Annotated in this window: 20 protein-coding genes; 10 read left to right on the top strand and 10 right to left on the bottom strand. The window is 45.1% G+C overall.

Annotated features, from left to right (window positions below; genetic code table 11):
• Positions 1-11: 11 nt before the first annotated feature.
• Both ACE01T_RS07085 and ACE01T_RS07090 read right to left on the bottom strand, forming a co-directional pair.
• Positions 12-419 carry a DNA polymerase III subunit chi gene (locus ACE01T_RS07085; protein ID WP_395519004.1) on the bottom strand — a complete coding sequence of 136 codons (408 nt, stop codon included), beginning with the start codon at positions 417-419 and terminating at the stop codon, positions 12-14.
• On the bottom strand, positions 412-1,860 hold the full coding sequence (locus ACE01T_RS07090; protein ID WP_395519005.1) for a leucyl aminopeptidase: 1,449 nt from the start codon (positions 1,858-1,860) through the stop codon (positions 412-414). Before ACE01T_RS07090 ends, ACE01T_RS07085 begins: the two co-directional genes overlap by 8 nt.
• 159 nt (positions 1,861-2,019) lie before the next feature.
• Here ACE01T_RS07090 and lptF point away from each other — a divergent pair, with 159 nt between their 5' ends.
• The 4 genes from lptF to ACE01T_RS07110 all read left to right on the top strand — a co-directional run bounded on the left by lptF (position 2,020) and on the right by ACE01T_RS07110 (position 7,070).
• A complete protein-coding gene (lptF, locus tag ACE01T_RS07095) occupies positions 2,020-3,120 on the top strand; it encodes an LPS export ABC transporter permease LptF (RefSeq protein ID WP_300043850.1) in 1,101 nt (366 codons plus the stop codon).
• A 1-nt stretch (position 3,121) separates the two neighbouring features.
• Positions 3,122-4,192, top strand: a complete 1,071-nt coding sequence (gene lptG, locus ACE01T_RS07100) for an LPS export ABC transporter permease LptG (RefSeq protein ID WP_166169603.1) — start codon at positions 3,122-3,124, stop codon at positions 4,190-4,192.
• A gap of 122 nt (positions 4,193-4,314) precedes the next feature.
• Positions 4,315-5,862 carry a 2,3-bisphosphoglycerate-independent phosphoglycerate mutase gene (gpmI, locus tag ACE01T_RS07105; protein ID WP_395519007.1) on the top strand — a complete coding sequence of 516 codons (1,548 nt, stop codon included), beginning with the start codon at positions 4,315-4,317 and terminating at the stop codon, positions 5,860-5,862.
• Positions 5,863-5,888: 26 nt separating this feature from the next.
• Positions 5,889-7,070 carry a S41 family peptidase gene (locus ACE01T_RS07110; protein ID WP_395519008.1) on the top strand — a complete coding sequence of 394 codons (1,182 nt, stop codon included), beginning with the start codon at positions 5,889-5,891 and terminating at the stop codon, positions 7,068-7,070.
• A 24-nt stretch (positions 7,071-7,094) separates the two neighbouring features.
• On the opposite strand, the gene ACE01T_RS07115 is transcribed toward ACE01T_RS07110, so the two are convergent.
• Genes ACE01T_RS07115 through gacA form a run of 3 tightly spaced genes read right to left on the bottom strand, consistent with a single transcriptional unit; the run spans position 7,095 to position 10,755 of the window.
• Positions 7,095-8,507, bottom strand: coding sequence for a sigma-54-dependent transcriptional regulator (locus tag ACE01T_RS07115; RefSeq protein WP_395519014.1), 1,413 nt, complete (start codon positions 8,505-8,507; stop codon positions 7,095-7,097).
• A 19-nt stretch (positions 8,508-8,526) separates the two neighbouring features.
• Complete coding sequence (locus ACE01T_RS07120) at positions 8,527-10,092, bottom strand: sensor histidine kinase (RefSeq protein ID WP_395519010.1); 1,566 nt, start codon at positions 10,090-10,092, stop codon at positions 8,527-8,529.
• A gap of 27 nt (positions 10,093-10,119) precedes the next feature.
• Positions 10,120-10,755, bottom strand: a complete 636-nt coding sequence (gacA, locus tag ACE01T_RS07125) for a response regulator transcription factor GacA (protein WP_166169595.1) — start codon at positions 10,753-10,755, stop codon at positions 10,120-10,122.
• Positions 10,756-10,975: 220 nt separating this feature from the next.
• Between gacA and ACE01T_RS07130 the strand changes: the two genes are divergently transcribed.
• Positions 10,976-12,022, top strand: a complete 1,047-nt coding sequence (locus tag ACE01T_RS07130; RefSeq protein WP_143222643.1) for a serine hydrolase — start codon at positions 10,976-10,978, stop codon at positions 12,020-12,022.
• 102 nt (positions 12,023-12,124) lie between these two features.
• On the opposite strand, the gene thrC is transcribed toward ACE01T_RS07130, so the two are convergent.
• From thrC to xerD, 4 genes are all read right to left on the bottom strand, one after another.
• Positions 12,125-13,264, bottom strand: a complete 1,140-nt coding sequence (gene thrC, locus ACE01T_RS07135; RefSeq protein WP_086195181.1) for a threonine synthase — start codon at positions 13,262-13,264, stop codon at positions 12,125-12,127.
• 56 nt (positions 13,265-13,320) lie between these two features.
• Positions 13,321-14,625, bottom strand: a complete 1,305-nt coding sequence (locus ACE01T_RS07140) for a homoserine dehydrogenase (protein WP_166169591.1) — start codon at positions 14,623-14,625, stop codon at positions 13,321-13,323.
• Positions 14,626-14,749: 124 nt separating this feature from the next.
• The gene (locus ACE01T_RS07145; protein ID WP_166169589.1) at positions 14,750-15,565 is read right to left on the bottom strand and encodes a DsbC family protein; all 816 of its coding nucleotides are present in this window, start codon (positions 15,563-15,565) and stop codon (positions 14,750-14,752) included.
• 93 nt (positions 15,566-15,658) lie between these two features.
• Complete coding sequence (gene xerD / locus ACE01T_RS07150) at positions 15,659-16,576, bottom strand: site-specific tyrosine recombinase XerD (protein WP_395519011.1); 918 nt, start codon at positions 16,574-16,576, stop codon at positions 15,659-15,661.
• A 172-nt stretch (positions 16,577-16,748) separates the two neighbouring features.
• On the opposite strand from xerD, the gene ACE01T_RS07155 reads away from it, so the two are divergent.
• The 5 genes from ACE01T_RS07155 to ftsW all read left to right on the top strand — a co-directional run bounded on the left by ACE01T_RS07155 (position 16,749) and on the right by ftsW (position 21,892).
• A complete protein-coding gene (locus ACE01T_RS07155; protein ID WP_368856199.1) occupies positions 16,749-17,009 on the top strand; it encodes a FeoA family protein in 261 nt (86 codons plus the stop codon).
• Positions 17,006-18,865 (top strand): ferrous iron transporter B, encoded by a 1,860-nt coding sequence (gene feoB / locus ACE01T_RS07160; protein WP_395519012.1) that lies wholly within the window; start codon positions 17,006-17,008, stop codon positions 18,863-18,865. Before ACE01T_RS07155 ends, feoB begins: the two co-directional genes overlap by 4 nt.
• 33 nt (positions 18,866-18,898) lie before the next feature.
• Positions 18,899-19,150, top strand: coding sequence for a DUF6587 family protein (locus ACE01T_RS07165; RefSeq protein ID WP_180174162.1), 252 nt, complete (start codon positions 18,899-18,901; stop codon positions 19,148-19,150).
• Between the two features lie 177 nt (positions 19,151-19,327).
• Positions 19,328-20,674, top strand: a complete 1,347-nt coding sequence (murD, locus tag ACE01T_RS07170) for a UDP-N-acetylmuramoyl-L-alanine--D-glutamate ligase (RefSeq protein WP_180176197.1) — start codon at positions 19,328-19,330, stop codon at positions 20,672-20,674.
• A 21-nt stretch (positions 20,675-20,695) separates the two neighbouring features.
• On the top strand, positions 20,696-21,892 hold the full coding sequence (gene ftsW, locus ACE01T_RS07175) for a putative lipid II flippase FtsW (protein WP_086195187.1): 1,197 nt from the start codon (positions 20,696-20,698) through the stop codon (positions 21,890-21,892).
• Positions 21,893-21,907: 15 nt separating this feature from the next.
• Here the strand turns inward: ftsW and ACE01T_RS07180 are convergent, their stop codons facing one another.
• A complete protein-coding gene (locus ACE01T_RS07180) occupies positions 21,908-22,141 on the bottom strand; it encodes a zinc-ribbon domain-containing protein (RefSeq protein ID WP_180176196.1) in 234 nt (77 codons plus the stop codon).
• Positions 22,142-22,303: the final 162 nt, after the last annotated feature.

Below are 22,303 nucleotides of genomic sequence, written 5' to 3' on the forward strand. Positions count from 1 at the left end.
CCATTGATCGGCTAAAGCTTGAACGTTCGCGGCTCAATACCTAAGCGTCGATATTGTTTAAATTTTTCACGACCCAGTTGCTTTGCCGATTCATTATTTTCGATGATTTCTATAATGTGACTAAATTTATCAATCTGTTCAAGGGCTTGATTGTTAAAATTAAACACAATCCAGTCAGACTCTTGCGGCAGGCGGGATGAAATGCAAATGCTGGCCTGTTCCTGATCAATGCCATGCGGAATAAAACTGCCAGGATCAAAACTCCACAACTGTTCATCAAGCTGCTGCTGCAAGTCGGAATCTTCACAATATAACCAGATCTGTGCCGGCTGTTTCAGAATTTTGCGACACAAACGGCAAGTGCTTTGCACTTGCCGTTCATTGCTTTTTTCAAACAGGTAAAAGCTGACTTTAGCCATTCGACTGCACACGATTGGCCAAGAACTGAACCAGTAATGGTACAGGACGACCGGTTGCACTTTTGGCTGTACCTGAGTTCCATGCTGTACCGGCAACATCGAGATGTGCCCAGCGGTATTCACGGGTAAAGCGTTGCAAGAAACAAGCAGCCGTTACAGAACCGGCTTTCGGTCCACCGATATTGGCAATATCGGCAAATGGAGAATCCAGCTGTTCCTGATAGTCTTCAATTACCGGCATGCGCCATACCCGGTCAAATGAAGCCTGGCCTGCAGCAGTAATTTCAGCAGCCAATTCATCATCCGGAGTAAATAAACCTGACAACACTGAACCCAAGGCCACCACGCAGGCACCGGTCAAGGTTGCAATATCAATCACCAGCGCCGGATTGAAACGCTTGATGTAGGTAAGGGTATCACATAGCACCAAACGGCCTTCCGCATCGGTATTTAAAATTTCCACCGTTTGTCCACTCATGGTGGTTACGATATCACCTGGACGGGTGGCATGACCTGAAGGCATGTTTTCAGCAGCGGCAATGGCACCGACCACATGAATTGGCAGTTTAGATTCGCACAGGGCACGCATGGTGCCGAGAACGGATGCCGCGCCGCACATGTCAAATTTCATCTCATCCATGCCCAGACCCGGTTTCAGTGAAATACCGCCGGTATCAAAGGTTACGCCTTTGCCGACCAGTACCACAGGTGCCTGTTCGGTATGGGCTTTATATTCGAGGGTAATCACACGACCCGGACGGTCTGAACCTTTGCTCACCGCCAGGAAGGCATTCATGCCCAAGTCTGCCATTTGCTGTTCATTAATCACGGTGACTTTTAGTAGGTCCGGATATTGTGCTGCCAAAGCTTGAGCCTGTTCAGCCAGATATTCTGGGAAACAGATATTACCTGGGCGATTGCCTAAATCACGTGCCAGGTTCTGACCAGATTGCACGGCATGAATCAGAGACAATTGTTGCGGGTTTAATGTGCTGTTTTCGGCAATCAGATGAATTTCTTCAAGCACAAATTCATTTTTCTTCGATTTGTACTCATCAAATGCATAACTGGCCTGAGTCAGCGCCAGTGCAAATAAATAATGCTGTTCAGGGGCTAGGGCAGAAATATCAATACTGATCTGTTTGAATTTTTTTTGTGACGCTTTGATAATATTTTGTGCGATTTTTGCTAATTTGGTCGGCTGAATTTCAGCTGCTTTATCTAGGCCAATCAGCGTGGTATTGGTACAGGCAGCCACTTTGCCGATCAGGGTTAAAGATTCGCATAGACTCGCCTTGAATTGTGCTGCTTCGAATAAACTATTTAAATCATTGATTTGATAAGTGGTCGAGGCCTGTTGCAGCTGCTCGGAATCTACTAATATCAATAAACATGGGCTAGATGCATTCTCTTGGAATGACGTATTAATGGTCAGTTTCATGTGTTGTATTCATGCCTTGGAAAGATTGCAAATCATTAAACCATTGAAACATTTCTATGAATAGGGTTTCAACGCGCAACAACAGTATAGGTTTTATATTTTCACCATTCGGGTAAACTAGCGCTAGTTTTATTTGTTTCTTTTTTGGGAAGAATTAATTTGATTATTCGGCGTTATCTGGTCAAGCAAGTGCTGTCTACCTCCCTGGTGGTCATTGCTTTATTGACCTTAATCATGATGGGTGGTCGGCTGATCAAGTTTTTTGGTGTGGCGGCACAAGGTCGTTTAGATACCAGTATTTTGTTTAGCATTATTGGTTATCGACTGCCAGAATTTTTAACATTAATTCTTCCGCTCGGCTTTTTCATTGGTCTGATGCTTGTGTTTGGCCGTCTCTACGTCGATCATGAGATGGCAGTCATGAATGGTAGTGGCATCAGCCGTAATCAGTTGGGACGTTTGCTGATTCCACTGACGGTGGTTTTTCTTGCGGTTCAAACAGTATTGATGGTGTGGATGTCCCCTTGGGGACTGCGTCACTTTGAAGAACTGATCACCAATCAGGCGGTGAGAACCGGTTTCGATTTGGTTCGCCCCAAAGAATTCATTTCCTCTGGTCCCTATACTATTTATGCTGGAGATTTGTCGGAAGATCGTCACAATTTAAAAGATGTGTTTTTCTATCAGCGTGCCGAAAAACCGGGCAAACCTGATGTCATGATTTTGGCGAAGGAAGCCACCCGTGTAGATGTTGCTAATGAAACGGCCAGTATTGTGGATTTGGTAGAAGGGCGCCGTTATGAAATTTTCCCGGGAACACCAAAATATACACAAGCAGAGTTTCAATCTTATCGTTTACGTTTAGAAAGTGATCAAGAAGCAAAATTTGAAAGCGCTGAAGTGGAAGCCTTACCAATTGCCAAACTTTGGAACAACCGCAATGATCCTGTCGTTGTGAGTGAATTGGGCTGGCGTCTCTTCGTACCCTTTTCCATTGTGGTTGCCTTAATGCTGGCGATTGCATTGTGTGAAGTAAGCCCACGTCAGGGACGTTATTTAAAACTGTTCCCGGCCTTACTGATTTTTGCCAGTCTGATTGTGGCCCTGATGGCGGTCAAAACGCGCATTAGTAAAGATGAAATGGGCATCTGGGCCTATCCTTTGGTGTTGCTGGCCTATGCTGTTGCCGCAGCACTGTTTTCCCGGAAACAGAAACTGGGACCCAAAATCAAGAAACGAATTCAGCAGGTGAGGTCTTAAAATGTTAGCACGTCGAATAGTCGCCAAACATGTGACCAAAACTACGGCACTTGCCATGCTGGGTGCAACCGCAGTGCTCTCTGTTTTACAGGTGCTGTTCACCTATTTGGGTGAATTGGGTTCGCTGAACGAAAACTATGGAGCCTGGCAGGCATTTCTCTATGTATTATGGGGTGCACCGCGTTATCTCTATGAAATTTTGCCGATCTCTGCCCTGATTGGAGCAGTGCTGGGTTTAGGTACTCTGGCTTCCAATAGTGAGCTGGTGGTGATGCGCTCGGTGGGCATCAGCCTGTGGCGTATTGTGGGCTGGGTGATTCGTTCAGCGCTGATTCTGGTGGTGTTATCCTTTGTCTTAAGTGAATGGGTGATTCCGTATACCAATGAACAGGCCAAAAGTGTCAAAGATCACCGTAGCGCCAGTGCATTGGGTGAGGTGAGGGGCTACTGGACCCGTGAAGGCCAGCGTTTTATTTACATTGATTATGCCAATGCACAAGGCCAGCTTCAGCGTGTTCAGGTGGTCGACTTTGATGACAATTATTATCTGAAAGGTGTACTGAATGCAGAACAGGGCCAGTTCATTAAAGATGGTGACTGGAAGCTGCAGCAGGCAACCCAGATGGATATTCTGCCACAAGGCAATTCTACTCTGCTACAGAGTGCACAGCTACCGCTGGCTTTAGCCCTGCAACCGAAATATGTGCATATGGTCACCATTGACCCGGAAGATTTATCTCCAAGTCAACTGGTAAGTTTTATGAGCTATATGCGTGAATATAGCCAGGTGCCGAAAACCTACCAGCTGGCATTCTGGCAAAAAGTCGGTTCGCCATTTGCCCTAATTGCCTTGGTGTTGATTGCCTGTTCCTTTATTTTTGGTCCCTTACGTCAACAGTCGATGGGTTTCCGTCTGGTCATTGCCTTGTTTACTGGCTTGGGATTCTTCTATCTGCAGGACTTTTTGGGCTATGCCAGTCTGGTCTATTCACCATCACCGGCCTGGTTCGTGTTTGTGCCGATTGTGCTGATGCTGCTGGTCGGTGGTTATTTACTGCGCCGTGCACGTTAAACTGCTCCGACAGTGATAAAAAGAATGTGCATGATCAGCTTTAGTCATGATCTGCACATAGAGTCTTGACCGAAAATTCGGTAAGATATGACGATGAAATTGTAAACAAAAGAGTGTTCATTATGACGGATGCAACTGCTGGCAAAATCCCTCACGTATTGGTAATCATGGATGGTGTGGGTCATCGCGAAGCGGTCGAAGACAATGCTTTCCTGGCAGCAAAACGACCTAATTTAACTGCTATGCAACAAAAGCATCCGCATGGTTTGATTTCAGGTTCAGGTGAAGATGTCGGCCTGCCTGATGGTCAAATGGGCAACTCTGAAGTCGGTCATATGAACCTGGGTGCAGGCCGTGTGCTGTATCAGGATTTCACGCGTATTACCAAAGACATCCGTACCGGTGCTTTTTTTGAGCATGAAGTGCTGGTCGATGCCGTTGAAAAAGCCAAAGCTGCAAATGGCGCAGTACATATTATGGGCTTGCTGTCGCAAGGTGGCGTGCATTCGCATGAAGACCATATTGTGGCCATGGCTGAACTGGCACTGAAACGCGGTGCCAAAGTTTATCTGCATGCTTTCCTGGATGGTCGCGATACACCGCCTAAAAGTGCGCAGCCTTCGCTTGAAAAATTAGATGCGTTATTTGCCCAATATCCGGGTCAAGGTCGTATTGCGACCCTGATCGGCCGTTATTTTGCCATGGATCGTGATAACCGTTGGGATCGTGTCGAACAGGCCTACCGTCTGCTGACTGAAGGTGAAGCTGTACGTACCGCTGCAACAGCTGTTGAAGGTCTGGAACAGGCGTACGCAGCAAATGAGTCCGATGAATTTGTCAAAGCGACCCGTATTGGTGATGTGGCGAAAATTCAGGATGGCGACAGTGTAGTGTTCATGAATTTCCGTGCCGACCGTGCGCGTGAAATTACCAAAGCCTTTGTAGAAAAAGACTTTGCCGGTTTTGAGCGTAAAGTGGTTCCGAACCTGTCTAAATTTGTGATGCTGACCCGTTACCAGGCGACCATTGATGCACCTGTGGCCTATATGCCAGAAGCGTTGAAAAACTCGATTGGTGAATACTTGTCTGATTTGGGTAAAACCCAGTTACGTATTGCTGAAACAGAAAAATATGCCCACGTGACCTTCTTCTTCAGTGGTGGTCGTGAAGATGAATACCCGGGTGAAAAACGCATTCTGATTCCATCTCCAAGTGTGGCGACTTATGACCTGAAACCGGAAATGAGTGCTTATGAGGTGACTGATGAACTGGTTGCTGCAATTAATTCAGGTAAATACGACCTCTTGGTGGTGAACTATGCCAATGGTGATATGGTTGGGCATACCGGTGTATTTGATGCCGCAGTGAAAGCAGTGGAAGCGGTAGATACGTGCCTGGGTCGTGTCTATGAAGCGGTGATGGCACAAAAAGGCCATATGCTGATTACTGCCGATCATGGTAATGTAGAGCAAATGCAGGACTACCAAAGCGGTCAGGTACATACCCAACATACCACTGAACTGGTTCCGTTTATCTATGCAGGCCCGACTTCTGCCACGATTGCTGAAGGGGGGGTGCTTGCAGATGTCGCACCGACATTGTTGAATCTCATGCAAATTCCTGTACCTGCAGAAATGCAAGGTCGTAATTTGATTACTTTAAAATCATAAAAATTTTCGTATAAACAGGTGAATGGATGGCTTTACAGCGCTGGAACAAGGTTGTCATTTTAACAACGTTATTCATGTGTGTGAGCCATTCCGCCCTTGCCGCCGTAAAAGGCCAGGTTCAGCCAGTTCTAGATTTTGATGATGAAGTGGAACAGAATTATGCTGAAGTTCCGGTGGAATCAATTCAGCAGTTCGTGCAGATTTACAGCATTGTCAAAGAAAATTATGTTGATGAAAAAAATGACGAAGCCTTATTTCAACAGGCCATTAAAGGTCTGGTCAGTGGGCTGGATCGTTATTCCCGTTACTTAAGTCCAGAAGATTATAAGCAGCTGTTACAATATACCGAAGGTGATATCGCCTCTGTCGATTTTGAACTGGCTTATGACTCACAGTTGCATCAATGGGTCATTCGAGGATTAAAGGAAAATGCGGATTCAGCCAAGCAAGGTTTGCGCAATGGGGTCAGTGTTTTTAAGATTGATGATCAGGAACTGAAAAAATTCAATCATGATCAGGTGAACAGCTTGCTGAATGGTTCGATTGGCTCTACCTTAAGTTTACAGCTGGCACCAAGTAGCAAGCCGCTGATTTTAGTCCGTAATAAAAAAATAGAAACCGATATTCAGGCAACCCTGCTGCATAATCAGGTGCTGGTGATCAAAGTCAAGGTATTTCAGCAAGATACAGCCAATGAAATTAAACGCCTGATTGAAGAGCATTCTTCTTCACGCTTGAAAGCAGTATTGCTGGATTTAAGAAATAACCCGGGCGGATTGTTGTCTGCTGCGGTTGAATCGGCCGATCTTTTTTTGAATCAGGGCATCATCGTTTCGACCAAAAGCCGTTCTGAAGGCGACCAGCAGTTTCAGGCCTTACCCAGTTTTGAATTTCAGAATTTAAAGTTGGGTATTTTAATCAATAACCGTTCTGCCTCTGCTGCTGAAGTGTTTACTGCAGCGATGAAAGATCATGGGCGTGCCTGGGTGGTGGGTGATAAAAGCTATGGAAAGGGCGTAGTGCAAAAACTGTTTCCCCTTTCCAATGGTGCGGCTTTACAGATGACGGTATCGCATTACTACACCCCTAAAGGGCAAATGATTGAAGGGGTGGGAATTCAGCCCAATCAACCTTATCTGCTGCAACATGACATGAAAGAAGAAAACTATCTGGAACATGTTGCAGAGATCATTTTAAACCATAAATAAAACGGCCTAATCCTTAAAAATGGCCTAGTCCTCGTCGGTATCTAAACCAAATTTCTTCAGACGATAACGCAAGGAACGGAAAGACATGCCCAGCTTCTTGGCCGCCAGGGTCCTGTTCCAATGGGTTAAATTCAGTGCATTGAGTAAAATATCTTTTTCAATATTTTCCAGATAAAGCTCCAGACCTTCATCAGGCAATTTCTTGGAAGATATCAGGATGTCACTGCGCAAGTTGTGCTGGTCTTCCGTTACCTCTGATGCTGCCGCAGTAGGATAGCGTAAAGGTGCGCTTTGCAAGTGTTGCAAGTCGATGATTTCATCATCGCTTAAGGTAATCGCGCGTTCAATGATATTGCGCAGTTCACGCACATTGCCGGGATAATATTGACTCAGTAAAAAGCTTTTCGCACGATCAGTCAGCTGTTTTTGAGGAATAGCCCATTCCTGAGAAATTTTCTGAATAAAGTGATGGGCCAATAAAATGATATCGTCACCGCGTTCACGCAGTGGAGGCAAGACCAGATCCATGACATGAATGCGGAAGAACAAGTCCTGTCTAAAGCGACCTTGCTGAACCAGGGCTTCCAGATCCTGATGGCTGGCACTAATCACGCGGAAATCGACATCAATTTCACAGTCTGAACCGACTGGACGAATCCGTTTTTCCTGTACGGCACGCAGCAGTTTAACCTGCATACTTAAAGGCAGTTCAGCAATTTCATCCAGAAACAAACTGCCGCCGTGGGCAGATTGAATCAGACCCTGTTTGTCCTGAGTGGCGCCGGTAAAGCTGCCTTTTTTATGCCCAAACAGTTCGCTTTCCATTAATTCAGTCGGGATGGCTCCGCAGTTAATGGCAATAAAAGGGCCTTCATTGCGGTTACTGAGGCGATGCACCAGATTGGCAATGACTTCTTTTCCCGTTCCGGATTCACCAGTAATAAAGACGGGTGCCTGAGAGCGGGCAATTTTATTTAGGGTCACCCGTAACTGTTGAATCGGCAGGGATTGTCCGACCAGCAATTTTTGCTCCAGACTATCTTCCTTGATCTGTAACAGTTCTTGTGGTTTGTTGAAAGCCTTTTGCAGGAGCTGTTCCAGATGCTTCTGATTCACGGGTTTGCTAACAAAATCGAAGGCACCCGCTTTAAGTGCTGCGATGGCAATTTCCATATTGCCATATGCGGTCAGTACCGCCACGGGTATGGATGGATAATGTTGGTTAATCCATTCCACCAGTTGCAGGCCATTGCCGTCCGGTAAATTTAAATCGGTTAAACAGGCATCATAGCGGTATTCAGACAAGAATTTTTTGGCCTGTTCAAGACGATAGGCGATATGGGTTTTAATCCCGATCCGGGATAAAGACATTTGCATGAGGGTACACAAGTCTTCCTCATCATCCACCAATAAAACAAGTGGTTGTTGTTCCACAATACACCCCAGCAATTTTCATTTATAAAGCGACTCGCAGGCATTCTATTCGAAAGCATGCTCCCTGTTCTTGTTTTACATAGTTCAGTTTTGCCTGGTTGGCTTCGCAAAAACTATGTGATAAGTATAATCCTAAACCAGTTCCCGTGATTTCGGTACTAAAAAAAGGTTGAAACAAATTAGCCAAGTCCTTGGAAGCAACGCCCGCCCCAAAATCACGAACATCAATGCGCACATTGGCTTCATGTAAGTTAACATTCAATTCGATATGTGAATGTTCTGGGGAATTGTGTCGAATGGCATTGCGAATCAGGTTAATCAGCACTTGACGAAGTTGTGCCTCGTCAAAATGAACAAAAATATTACTGTGAACAGTATATTTAATTTGGGTCGCAATATCAGCCAAATCTTCCTGAATGAGTAAGGGAATAAACTGTTTCAGCTCAATGGTTGAGGGATGAGTTTCTTTATTGCGCACCATATTCAGGGTGTCTTGTACAATCCGGTCAATCCGCTGTGTCTGCTTGGCAATCATCCGGCTTAAGGTTACCTGCTGATGCGGGTCGCTATCAATCAAAAGTTCATTGGCCTGAGCAATGGCAGCTAAAGGATTGCGAATTTCATGGGCAATACTGGCGGACAGTTGCCCGAGTGCCGCAAGTTTTAATTGTTGGACACGTTGATTGAGCTTGGTGGCATCCTGCAATACCAGTAGCGTCAGGGTCTGTTGTGGCACCATGAGCTTTTGCACTTCAATATGCATATGATAATGGCTGAGCTGCGATTCAAACTGAAATTTTTCTCCGTCCTGCAATTGATCAAATTTAAGTAATTCAAATAAATCAGGCTGTGCCTTATATAAGGGGTATTTGTCATAGGCATACAGTGGGGGAATGCCTAAAAGCAGACAGGCAGCAGGGTTGCTCAGCACAATATGACAGTTTTCATCTAAAACCAGATACCCCAGTTCGATCTGTTCCAGAATATAGCGATTCAGGTTTTGCAGCCGGTTTAATTCCAAAGACTGCGAAAAATTTAAATTTTCAAGCAGTTGAAAGCGTTTTACTGCAATTTGCCCACTGCCATACACCACTAAAAACAGAAAAGCCAATATCGCACTGTTGCCAATATTATTCAGTGAAGAAAAATCAAAAATACTGCCTAAAAAAAGCTGATAAATCACACTGATCACGGCAATCAGGGTAATGATCAAAGCCTTTTGGGCATCAAGTAATAACGAGGCCGCGAAGATAGTAATCACAAACAGCAAACTCAATTGCAGGTTCGGACCATCGACGGCCAAGGTGAGCAAGCTTAAAGCAATGACATCGACAACAAATAACAGTGGGAGTTGCTGGGCAGTTTTAAAGCGTATGCTTTTGAGTATTATTAACTGGATAAAACTTGCCGATACGTAGCCGATTAGCACGTAAAGATAAAGCTGTTGATAGTGGTAATCTAGACTTAAGCGCTGATACGTGAGTAAGAAAATCAGCAGAAGACTGGTCGCAATAATGAGTCTATAGGTGCTATACCAAATACCTAAATGATATTGGTTAAACTCTAAATTATGGGTATTTTGCGTCATGCAAGTCTTCTAGCAAGCCAAAGGGCCTTAAGGTTTAATCAGGCCATAGCGAATGGCCAGATGAGTCAATTTGACATCACTATCTAGATTCAGCTTTTCGAAGATGCGGTAACGGTAAGTATTCACCGTTTTAACACTGACAAAAAGTTTATCGGCAATTTCCTGGGCACTAATACAATTGACCACCATCATTGCGACCTGCATTTCGCGTTCCGACAAGGCATCGAAAGGAGATTGCTGGGTGTCGGAAAGGTAAGAACTGGCCAGTTGTTCGGCAATGTCGGCACTGAAATATTTTCCGCCTTGCATGACCTTGTTGATGGCACGTACCATTTCGGAAACCGGTGCACCTTTGGTGATATAGCCTTTCGCCCCGGCTTTCAGTAATAAGGAAGGATAGGGTTCCTCCGCCAGACCACTGACGGCCAGTACTTTGGTTTCAGGGGCTGTTTGCAATAGGCGTCGGGTGGTTTCTACCCCGCCAATGCCCGGCATGTTGACATCCAGCAAAACGATATTCGGATGATGATGACGGACTAAGTTAATCGCTTCTTCACCAGATTCAGCCTGACCAATCACTTGAACATCCGCATGGTCTTCGAGCATACGGCAAATTCCGGTACGTACCAATTCATGGTCATCTACCACTAAAACTGTGATCACCTAGTTCTCCCTCATCTCAAAAAAATGCATTTTTTTGTTACATAAAGCAAAATAAGCTTGCAATGAAATGACAAAATTAGCAATCCTATTCTTTATCTTTCCATTAAATGTTATACACAATGTTGTGAGTAACAAAAAGTGTTCATATTTGTGTTTAAATGTAAGCATTTTTGAGGGAATATACAAATGTATATTGCCTTCTTGAGTTGAGTAAATCACCGTGAAAAATTCGAAAAAATCTTTAATGCATGTGCTAGGCATATCGATTCTGCTAGGCATAAGTTCAACCAGTTTTGCTGAGCTGGTGATGGATGCGTCTAAAGGGGCGGGACAAGCGACGTTAAACTGGTCCTCTGAAGATGTGAGTCAATTATTAAACGGTGATGCTTCAGCTGAAGAAGTCTCTCCACAAGGTTCAACAAAAGTAACCACTTCTGTACGCAGTTCAAATGCTGCAGCTACTCATTCTGCACCCAAGGCTGTACAGATTTTAAATAATTCCAGCTATGGCAATCAGCCTTCGGTTAATGCCCGTGCTGCTTTGGTGATGGATGGACAGACAGGCGAGGTTTTATACAGTAAAAATAGTAATACTGCCTTTCCAATTGCCTCTCTAACCAAGCTGATGACTGCTGTGGTCATTGCTGATGCGCGTTTAAACATGTCTGAGACAATTACCTTACAACAGGCTGACTTTTCTTGTTCAGGCTGTAAGAGTTCAAGCTCAACGCTCCGTGCGGGTGATAGCATGAATCGCGCTGAAGCTTTACTGTTTGCTTTAATGAAGTCTGAGAATCCGGCTGCTTCTGCATTGGCACGTACTTATCCAGGGGGACGTTCGGCTTTCATCGCAGCGATGAACAAAAAAGCCAAAGCACTTGGAATGAATTCAACCCATTATCTGGAGTCAACAGGTTTGAACCCGGGTAATGTTTCTTCAGCGCGTGACCTTGGTATTTTGGTCAATACCGCATCGCAATATGGTTTGATTCGCCAGTTCTCGACCACTCCAAGCTATGACTTTAACCTTGGTTACCGAGTATTGAAATCGAACAATACCAATGCGTTAGTCCGTAATGGTGGCTGGAATATCAATATTTCCAAAACCGGTTATATCAATGAAGCAGGACGTTGTGTAGCCATGCATACCACTTTAAATAACCGTCCGGCTGTGGTTGTACTGCTTGGAGCAGATTCTTCTGCCGCACGTACCAATGATGCCACCCGTTTAATGACTTGGGTTAGCCAGTTACCCAAGCGTATTTAAGGCTGAATTTGGAGAAGTCTTCAAATCTACTCAACATTTGAATGCTTCTAAATGAAAAAACCCTGCGATCGCAGGGTTTTTTTTCTTCGGTCTAAATATGCATTACATATTAGAAAGAATAGAGTCTTTCACTTGATCCATAGAGGCATCGATAGACAACATCACGGCATCAGAACACTGTTTGATGGCAGTGTCAGGGTCTTTCAGGCCATTACCGGTTACTGTACATACGATAACAGAACCTTCAGCAATTTTACCTGCTTTAATATCACGAATCGCACCACCGATAGACGCTGCAGAAGCAGGTTCTACGAATACACCTTCATACATAGAAAGTAAGCGTTGTGCTTCTAAAATTTCAGTATCAGTCAGTTCATCGAACCAGCCTTTTGAATCACGTACCACCGCTTTGGCATGATGCCAGCTTTGCGGGTTACCAATACGAATCGCTGTAGCTACAGTTTCAGGGTTTTCAACCGGTGCACCACGCAGGAACGGCGCAGCACCAGATGCCTGGTAACCGACCATGGTTGGCAAGCCTTCAGGTTTAGGACCAGTGAACTGATCAGTTGCAGCATCATAAACCACTTGTTCAAACTGCTCTTTAGGCTGGTTGGCAACAGCTTCAGTATAACCCATCCAGTGAGCCGTGATATTACCTGCATTACCCACTGGCAAGCAGTGATAATCTGGAGCACGACCTAACTCATCCACGATTTCATACGCAATGGTTTTTTGACCTTGCAAACGGTAAGGGTTGATAGAGTTTACAATCGTCACAGGTGCTTGGTCAGCCACTTCTTTGACCAGACGCATACCGTCGTCGAAGTTACCGCGGATTTGCATGGTGACAGCACCATACATCATCGCTTGTGCCATTTTGCCCATGGCAATTTTGCCTTCTGGGATTAAAACGAATGCTTTGATGCCAGCACGGGCAGCATAAGCAGCAGCAGCAGCAGAAGTGTTACCGGTAGAAGCACAGATAATCGCTTTAGAGCCTTCTTCAACTGCTTTAGTAACCGCCATGGTCATACCACGGTCTTTAAATGAACCAGTCGGGTTTAAGCCCTCGTACTTCACATAAATTTCAACATTTTTGCCAATAATGCGTGGAATGTTCTCAAGCTTGATCAGTGGCGTATTCCCTTCGCCTAAAGAGATTGCGCGAGTAGTTGCAGACACTGGTAAACGGTCGCGATAGCGGTCAACTAAACCAGTATAACGATTGGCATTAGACATGATGATGTTCCAATTGTGTGTAGAGCTTGGCAAGGGGAATACTCCCCTCAACCCGATTAATTATCAAGCGATTCTAAACGAATTCGTACAATTTCGCCATGAATGACGGGCAATGCTTGAATTTGCTGAAGGGCTTCATCCATTTTTGATTCCTTGACTGGATCAGTCAGAATCACGATAGGAATAAGGTCTTTTAAGCGCGGCTGTTGCATGATCGCGTCAATGCTAATACCGGCACGGCTTAAAATGGTGGTGACATCTGCCAGAACACCGGTTTGATCTTCGGCATTAATACGGATGTAATAGCCCGTGGTCATTTCTTCACGCGGCAGAATTGGCAAATCTGTTAAAGCTTCAAAAGCCAGCTGTGGAATGGTTCCGGCACCATCTTCTGTGTAAATAATATCACGGACAATATCCACGATGTCTGCGACTACCGCAGAAGCAGTAGGGCCAGCACCTGCGCCAGCACCGTAATACAGTGTTGGACCAACCGCATTGGCTTGAACCAAGACTGCATTTTTCACGCCATTAACATTGGCAATCAGTTGATCATCTGGAATTAAAGTAGGATGAACACGTAATTCAATACCAGATGCAGCACGACGGGCAATTCCCAGGTGCTTGATACGGAAGCCCAGATCTTCGGCATATTTCACGTCTTGAGCAGTCACTTTGCTGATGCCTTCAGTAAATACCTTGTCGAACTGTAGCGGAATACCAAAGGCACATGAAGCCAGAATCGTCAGTTTATGTGCAGCATCAATGCCTTCAACGTCAAAGGTTGGATCGGCTTCAGCATAACCCAGCTCCTGTGCTTCTTTTAGCACATCTGCAAAAGCACGCCCTTTTTCACGCATTTCACTTAAAATGAAGTTGCCTGTACCGTTGATGATGCCCGCTAGCCATTCAATCTTGTTGGCAGCCAAACCTTCACGAATGACTTTAATAATTGGAATACCACCAGCAACGGCTGCTTCATAGGCAATTTGCACGGCATGGTCTTCGGCCGCTTTAAACAGTTCATTACCGTGTTCAGCCAGCAGGGCCTTGTTAGCTGTCACAATGTGCTTGCCGTGTTTCATCGCTTCCATGATGACTTCATAAGCAGGGTGAATGCCGCCCATGACTTCTACCACGATATCGACATCCGGTTGACGAACAATATCGAGCAGATCAGCACTTTGTTTCACCGAAGCAGGCAAATCCAGATCAGGACGAGGGCGACGTGTACCCACATGGGTAATTTGGATTTCTCGACCGGTGCGACGTTTTATCTCAGCAGCATTTTCTTTTAGTAGTTTAAGGGCACCACCACCCACAGTACCAAGACCGAGGATTGCCAGACGAACTGGTTTCACGTCACACTCCAAATATGTATTCAACTTTAAGCGAATCTAGATCATAGCTAAAAAAACGGCCAGACTCTAGGGCAGAAATCACTTTATCTCTACCTATTAAATTTAGTAGATGAACTGATAAAAATTAGTTATTTAAACGCTCTACCAATTCTTCAGGCGAGAGATATCCACCCAGGTAAATGCCCTCGCTGTTATAAATGGCCGGAGTGCCATTGACGCCCATATTTAGCCCCAGCTGATATTGATCTCGAACCGGATTTTTACAGGTCGCTGGAGCAAGTGGTGTCCCGGCAATGGCCTGATTAAAAGCCGCCTGACGGTCTTTACTACACCACACGCTTTCCATGGCTGGCATGAACTGTTCGCCACGTGGCCAAGCGATATAGCGTACTTCGATGCCCTTGGCATTAATTTCGCTCATATGCTCATGCAGTTTATGGCAGTACGGACAGCTGGCATCGGTAAACACATACACGATATGCTTGGTTTTGCCTTGGGCTTTATAAACCAGCAAGTCTTCGACTTTTAAGTTAGCCAGCAGCTTTTTATTGGCTTCGGATTGCAGGTTTTCACTGACATTGTGAATTTTACTGTCACCTAGACGCAGCACGTCACCCTGAATAATGTATTTGCCATCAGCGGTGGCATAAACTGATGACATGCCTTCCAGGTTAACCCAATACAGGTTAGGAACTTCGGTTGCCTTGATATTTAAAATTTTGGCATTGATATTGGCTTTCTTGAAGTGCTGCTGCAGCGTGTTTACCAGACGTTGCTGTGCATTGCGTTCTGAAAGATTGGAGGCCTGGCCGGTAGCAGGTGCACTAGCGGTTAAAGTACTTTGTTTTTTTTCATCATTATTCGAATTGGAGCAGGCCGTTAATCCTAAGCCAGCAGCAAGTGTACATGCGAGAAAAATTTTTGAACGGGTAAATAACATAAACAACCCTTTCTTGTAGGCATAAAAACAGGTGCCTAAGCATAACAAAAAAAAATGCCCGCGATAAAACTTCTTGGTCTGAATTTGCTGCCCTTAAGCGCGTGGATGATAAGTGGCATGCAATTGCTGCATGCGAACCTGAGCCACGTGGGTATAAATCTGAGTGGTGGATAAATCACTATGCCCGAGCAGCATCTGGACCACACGCAAGTCGGCACCATGATTGAGCAAATGGGTGGCAAAGGCATGACGCAGGGTATGCGGTGAAAGTTCGGTTTGAATCCCGGCCTGCAAGGCATAACGTTTAATAGCATACCAGAAATTTTGCCGGCTCATGATGCCGCCATGCTGGGTTAAAAACACATAATCGGTAGCGGTTTTATATAAATGGCAACGTGCTTCATTCAGATATTTTTCAATCCATTCACAAGCCACCTGTCCCAAAGGCACCAGACGTTCCTTGTTGCCTTTGCCGACAATACGTAAATAGCCTTGTTTCAGATTAATCAGTTCTAAACGTAAATTTAACAGTTCAGTGACACGCAAGCCGCAAGCATACAGGACTTCAAACATCGCCCGGTCGCGTAAGCCCAGAGCCGTATTGATATCTGGTGCATTAATCAGGGCTTCAACATCGGCTTCAGACAAATCTTTAGGCAAGGCCCGGCCAATCTTAGGCGTTTTATGGGTTGCAACAGGATTATCGCTACGTAATTTTTGTTCACGTAAAAATTTATAAAAGGATCTGAGTGCAGAAAGTGAGCGGGCAATCGAGCGCGGACTTTTGCCCTGTTTGGTCAAATTCAATAAAACATCGGAGATGTCATCACTATTCCAGTCTGGAATTGAAACCGCATGACATTCACTACATTGAATTAAATCAGATAGATAAGCATTACGTGTATGTGGACTGACGGTTTGAGCAATTAAATAATCTCGAAACCCCTGTAAAAAACTTAAATGTTCAGGAATATTTACCGGTGCAGGAATACGAGGCTTTTTATTGAGCATGTCACTTCTACATTGAATGAAAAATCCAAGTTTTTCTTGGTGTTGATCAATGTAGACCAATTTTTTTGCAATGTCGAACGCTACAGACAAGATGAGAATTGGAATCAAACCTTACTTGGTAATTATTCTCATTTGTTTGTATACTGTAGCAAATATTTTAGGATTAGATGCGGTGCGATTATCTGATTTGAAAGTGAAACAAACGGCCATCATTCGCAAAGTCAACCGTACTTTGAATAGTGATACAGCTCAGACTGATCTGGTGGCGAGTCGTTTGGAAACTTTGGGCTTTGTACCGGGGACAAAAGTTCAGGTCATTACCAAAGGTATTTTTGGTGGTGATCCTATCCTGATACAGGTGGGGTTTACCCGTTTCGCACTGCGCAAAGTTGAAGCTGAAAAAATTGAAATTGAAGAGGGGATCACTGCATGAGTGATGCGCTACGTATTGCCCTTGTAGGTAACCCGAACTGCGGTAAAACATCATTATTCAACCATTTAACCGGAACACGGCAGAAGGTTGGCAACTATGCCGGGGTCACGGTTGAACGTAAAGTAGGGCAGTTTACTTTACCTTCAGCTCGTGCGGTTCGTGTACTGGATTTACCCGGGACCTATAGTCTAAATGCCACTAGTCCAGACGAAGCCATTACTCGCGATGTGGTGCAAGGAAAAATTGCAGAAGAAGGTCAGCAAGATGCCTTTCTATGTGTAGTCGATGCAACTAACCTAAAATTGCATCTCGGTTTGGTTCTGGAAATGATAGAGCTGGGCCGTCCGATTTTACTGGTCTTAAACATGATGGACGAGGCACGCCGCCGTGGCATGCAGATCAACACGCAAAAACTATCGCAACGTTTAGGCATTCCTGTGGTAGAAACCGTTGCAGTACGTAATTCAGGGATTGAAAACCTGATGGGTGCACTGGATGCAGAAACGTTTAGAACGCCCAATGCTGAACTGAGTGATGTCAAAATTTCGGGTTCAAATCATGAAAAAATTGCTCAGCTGCTAAAAGATGTGGTGGTTTTTGTTGACCATGAAGACAAACGCTCCGATTTTCTGGACAAGATATTTTTACATCCGGTGGGGGGACTGGTCAGTCTGGCCGTGATGATGTTCATCGTGTTCCAGGCGGTATTTGCCTGGGCTGCGCCATTCATGGATGGCATCGAACGCTTTTTTGGCTGGCTGGGTGAAGTGGTCAGTGCACAGATTTCCCATCCGCTATTGAACAGTCTGGTGGTGGATGGAATTATCGCCGGTGCTGGTGGTGTGGTGGTCTTTCTGCCCCAGATTTTAATCCTGTTCTTTTTCATTTTGGTGCTGGAAGAATCGGGTTACCTACCGCGTGCGGCATTTTTGCTGGATAAGCTGATGTTTAAAGCCGGTCTTTCAGGTCGTGCTTTTATTCCACTACTGTCCAGCTTTGCCTGTGCGGTGCCGGGCATTATGGCAACCCGCAGCATCAGTGATCCACGTGACCGTTTAACCACGATTTTTGTGGCACCGCTGATGACCTGCTCGGCCCGTTTGCCGGTCTATGCCTTGCTGATTGCCGCTTTCATTCCGGAAAAAATGGTTTGGAGTATATTCAATTTACAGGGTTTGGTGCTGTTCGGTCTATATATGGCTGGGATTGTTAGTGCCTTGATTGTGGCGACCGTGCTGAAATTTTTCCAGAAAGACAAGTCACAGCATATGTTGTTAATGGAGTTGCCAAGCTACCGTTTTCCTGATGTCAAAAGCGTTTGGATTGGTCTGCTGGATCGCGCCAAAATCTTCCTGAAACGTGTCGGTGGCATCATCTTCGCCCTGTCTATTTTACTGTGGTTTCTGTGTACCTTCCCGCAAGCACCGGACGGTGCGACTGCCCCGGCAATTGATTATTCCTTTGCCGGGATGCTGGGTCATGTGATGCAGCCAATTTTTGCCCCACTGGGCTTTAACTGGCAAATCTGTATTGCTTTAATTCCTGCAATGGCGGCTCGTGAAGTGGTGGTGGCTGCATTGGGTACCGTCTATGCACTTTCTGCGGTAGATGAAGATGCCATGTCACAGGGTCTGGCTTCTATTATCGGTGGCACAGGTGAATTGGGCTGGTCATTGGCGACCGGTTTGTCATTGCTGGTGTGGTTTATCTATGCACCGCACTGTCTGGCCACTTTAGCGACGGTGCGCCGCGAAACGGGGTCGTGGAAAACCATGTCTGTCATGACCCTGTACCTGTTTGGTCTGGCATATCTGATGTCATTCCTGACCTATCAAATTGCTTCACATTACTTTTGATAGTGTGATTTAAGGCTGTGAAAGGAGACTGAAATGATTGAAATTCTGATTGTGGCTGCTTTGGTCCTTTGGAGTGCTGTCGTGGTGTTTAAGAAAGTTTTTCCCAGAACATCAAATTCAGCCTTCACGGCATTGTCCAAGCACTGTGAAAAGCAAGGTTGGGCAGCTTTGGCAAAGTGGTTAAAACCGGCGATGGTTTCAGGTTGCGGAGGAAGCTGTGGCTGTGCTGCAAATCCCGACTTGGTTCAGAAAAAACCTGAAGTGCAAGCGGTAAAATGGAAATAACTTTCAGGTCATATTTCCATCTTCAATAAGAATTTTGCAAAACCGTCATTTTTATGACGGTTTTTTTACGCGCTGACACAAAAAAGCCGAGATAAAGTCAAAACAGAAAAAGCATTCAAAACAGCAAAGTGCTAACATTTTGTCAGTTTTAAAAACAGACCATAAAATGGGGCAAAAATGTTAATACAGCGTGGTGGATTAAAAGTTGTTGCAGGACTCGGAATTTCAGGTGTTGCAGCAGTCAATTTCTTACATGAACATGGCTACCGCGTTGCAGTAACAGATTCTCGAAAGACACCTCCCGGGCATGATCAGATTCCTGCCGATGTTCAGACCAGTTTTGGTCAGCTTGATCAAGATCTGTTATTACAAGCTGAAGAAATTGTGATTAGTCCGGGGCTTGATCCAAAGATTGCAGAAATTCAGGCAGCGATTGCCCAAGGCATTCCGGTAATCAGTGAAATTCAGGTTTTGCGCCGTGCCACCGATAAACCGATTGTTGCAATTACCGGTTCAAATGCCAAAAGTACCGTGACGACTCTGATTGGCCTAATGGCTAAAGATGCCGGCAAGAAAGTGGCGGTAGGCGGTAACCTGGGTCGTCCTGCACTGGATTTAACCAAAGATGACCCTGAACTGTATATTCTGGAATTGTCCAGCTTCCAGTTGGAAACTACCTCCAATTTAAATGCCGAAGTGGCAGTGGTACTGAACATGAGTGAAGATCATCTTGATCGTCATGGTGATATGTTTGGTTATCACACTGCAAAACATCGTATTTTCCAGGGCGTGAAAAAAGTCGTGTTTAACCGTGATGATTCACTTACTCGTCCACTGGTTCCAGATACGACACCCATGCAGAGCTTTGGTCTGAATGCACCGGATTTAAATCAGTACGGCATTTTAAAAGAAGATAATGGCACGATCTGGCTGGCACGTGGTCGTGAACGCCTGTTAAAAAGCACAGATATGTACATTCAAGGGACACATAATGTAGCCAATGCCTTGGCTTGCCTGGCTTTGGGTGAAGCGATCGGTTTGCCGCTGGACAGCATGCTGGAAACGCTGAAAAGCTTTAAAGGCCTAGAGCATCGCTGTGAATTTGTTAAAGAAGTCAATGGTGTTCGTTATTATAACGACTCTAAAGGCACCAATATTGGCGCAACCTTGGCGGCGATTGATGGCCTGGGTGCAGCAATTGAGCCACAACAGGGTAAAGTGGCGATCATTCTGGGCGGGCAGGGTAAAGGTCAGGATTTCACTGCTTTACGCGAGTCTTTAAGCAAATATGCCAAAGTCGCGGTGTTAATTGGTGAGGATCGTCCGATTATTGAAGCCGCCATTGAAGGAACCACGACATTGCTTCATGCCGAATCTTTAAAAGAAGCGGTGGAATTATGCCAGCAACATACCCAAGCCCATGATGTGGTGTTATTGTCACCTGCATGTGCAAGTTTTGATATGTTTAAAGGTTATAGTGAACGTGGGCACCAGTTTGTTGAATGTGTGAACACACTTGCTTAGAAGAACGATAAGGAAAGTTGTATGGCTGGGTTAGCTCAGACGACCATAAATAAAATTAATCAGGTCTACAATGAGTGGGGAGCGAAAATTCCCGCTGAAGTTACGCCACGTAATGTGCTGATTTTTTGTGTGATTACCTTGCTTTGTATCGGTTCAATCATGGTGGCATCGGCATCGATGCCCTATGCCGACCGCTTACATGAAAATGCATTTCATTATGTAATCCGACACGGCATTTCCATTTTTGTGGCAGGTGTAGCTGCATTTCTGGCTTATAAAGTATCGCTGAATGTTTGGTTTAACAATACCTTTCCCCTGTGGATTATGACCATTCTGCTGCTGGCTGTGGTGCTGGTTGCTGGCACCGAAGTCAACGGTTCCACCCGCTGGATTCGTATAGCCGGTTTTACCTTGCAGGCCTCGGAAGTGGCCAAGGTCATGATGGCCATCTTTACTGCGGATTATGTGGTACGACGGGCAAAAGAGGTGCGAAGCAGTGCATCCGGCCTATACCGCTTGGTCGGCGTGATGATCATCACTGTAGGCTTAATCCTGCTGGAACCCGATCTGGGTGCGACTGCGGTAATTGTCCTGATGATTTTAGGTGTTTTCTTCCTGGCTGGTGCACCGCCGATTCAGTTTATTTTCTTCCTGATCGCGATTATATTTGCTTTGGCCGCCGCAATTATCTTTGAGCCTTACCGTTTACAGCGTGCCTTATCATTTACCAATCCTTGGGCTGACCCCTTGGGCACCGGCTATCAGTTGTCTAATGCGCTGATGGCCTTTGGTCGGGGTGAATGGATGGGAGTTGGACTGGGTCATAGTATCCAGAAAATGTCTTATCTGCCTGAAGCGCATACTGACTTTATGTTGGCGATTTTAGGTGAGGAATTCGGCTTTTTCGGTATCAGTACCGTATTGATTCTTTCCTTCATGATGGTGGTCTGTTGTATCAAGATTGGACATCGTGCCTTGCAGTATCAATATTTGCGTGCAGGTTATCTGGCCTATGGCATCAGTATTATTTTCTTGCTACAAATCCTAGTGAATGCCGGGATGAATATGGGCATGTTACCGACCAAAGGTTTGACCTTGCCGTTTATCAGTTATGGCGGTTCATCGTTAATTATGTGTGCCGTGATGATCAGCCTGATTTTGAAAATTGATGCCACCACGCAAAAAGCCAACCCAAGTAAAGAAGAATCAAGCTTCTAGCGTTGATTCGGACGATCAGTCTGGCTGAGCATGGTTTAATACGGTGCTCGGCATTTCCGTTCCACAATGTAAGCATTGCACAAATTCTCCTTTCGCCTTGGAAAGGGGAATCAGTGGGATAAAAAATATAGAAAAATAATTGCGTTGCTGTTTCAATTCATAAGCGCTACGCGTTCTGCATACCGGGCATAGAACCTGATTTTTCTCGACCACTTTGGTTTTAGGACCAATACCAAAGATAAAAAACATTTTAAGTCTGCCATTGTCGGCTGTAGATGTTTTTAGCTTAACGATCATCCGAGTTTTATAAATAACCTGAGTTCGATGAAATCCACTTAACCTTTTAGCATATTTTGGAAAGTTGGCTTATTGGGGTTCAAACAATAAGCCACTACAGCAGCCATGATATTC

It is taken from the genome of Acinetobacter uliginosus (assembly GCF_044130295.1).
Classification (GTDB): Bacteria; Pseudomonadota; Gammaproteobacteria; order Pseudomonadales; family Moraxellaceae; genus Acinetobacter.

Bases quoted from the DNA above. Each gene is read 5' to 3' on its own strand.
- ACE01T_RS07085 (WP_395519004.1), bottom strand. From the start codon at position 419: ATGGCTAAAGTCAGCTTTTACCTGTTTGAAAAAAGCAATGAACGGCAA.
- ACE01T_RS07110 (WP_395519008.1), top strand. From the start codon at position 5,889: ATGGCTTTACAGCGCTGGAACAAGGTTGTCATTTTAACAACGTTATTC.
- ACE01T_RS07165 (WP_180174162.1), top strand. From the start codon at position 18,899: ATGATTGAAATTCTGATTGTGGCTGCTTTGGTCCTTTGGAGTGCTGTC.
- xerD (WP_395519011.1), bottom strand. From the start codon at position 16,576: ATGCTCAATAAAAAGCCTCGTATTCCTGCACCGGTAAATATTCCTGAA.
- ftsW (WP_086195187.1), top strand. From the start codon at position 20,696: ATGGCTGGGTTAGCTCAGACGACCATAAATAAAATTAATCAGGTCTAC.
- gpmI (WP_395519007.1), top strand. From the start codon at position 4,315: ATGACGGATGCAACTGCTGGCAAAATCCCTCACGTATTGGTAATCATG.
- ACE01T_RS07145 (WP_166169589.1), bottom strand. From the start codon at position 15,565: ATGTTATTTACCCGTTCAAAAATTTTTCTCGCATGTACACTTGCTGCT.
- murD (WP_180176197.1), top strand. From the start codon at position 19,328: ATGTTAATACAGCGTGGTGGATTAAAAGTTGTTGCAGGACTCGGAATT.
- thrC (WP_086195181.1), bottom strand. From the start codon at position 13,264: ATGTCTAATGCCAATCGTTATACTGGTTTAGTTGACCGCTATCGCGAC.
- ACE01T_RS07090 (WP_395519005.1), bottom strand. From the start codon at position 1,860: ATGAAACTGACCATTAATACGTCATTCCAAGAGAATGCATCTAGCCCA.
- lptG (WP_166169603.1), top strand. From the start codon at position 3,122: ATGTTAGCACGTCGAATAGTCGCCAAACATGTGACCAAAACTACGGCA.
- ACE01T_RS07180 (WP_180176196.1), bottom strand. From the start codon at position 22,141: ATGTTTTTTATCTTTGGTATTGGTCCTAAAACCAAAGTGGTCGAGAAA.
- ACE01T_RS07120 (WP_395519010.1), bottom strand. From the start codon at position 10,092: ATGACGCAAAATACCCATAATTTAGAGTTTAACCAATATCATTTAGGT.
- feoB (WP_395519012.1), top strand. From the start codon at position 17,006: ATGAGTGATGCGCTACGTATTGCCCTTGTAGGTAACCCGAACTGCGGT.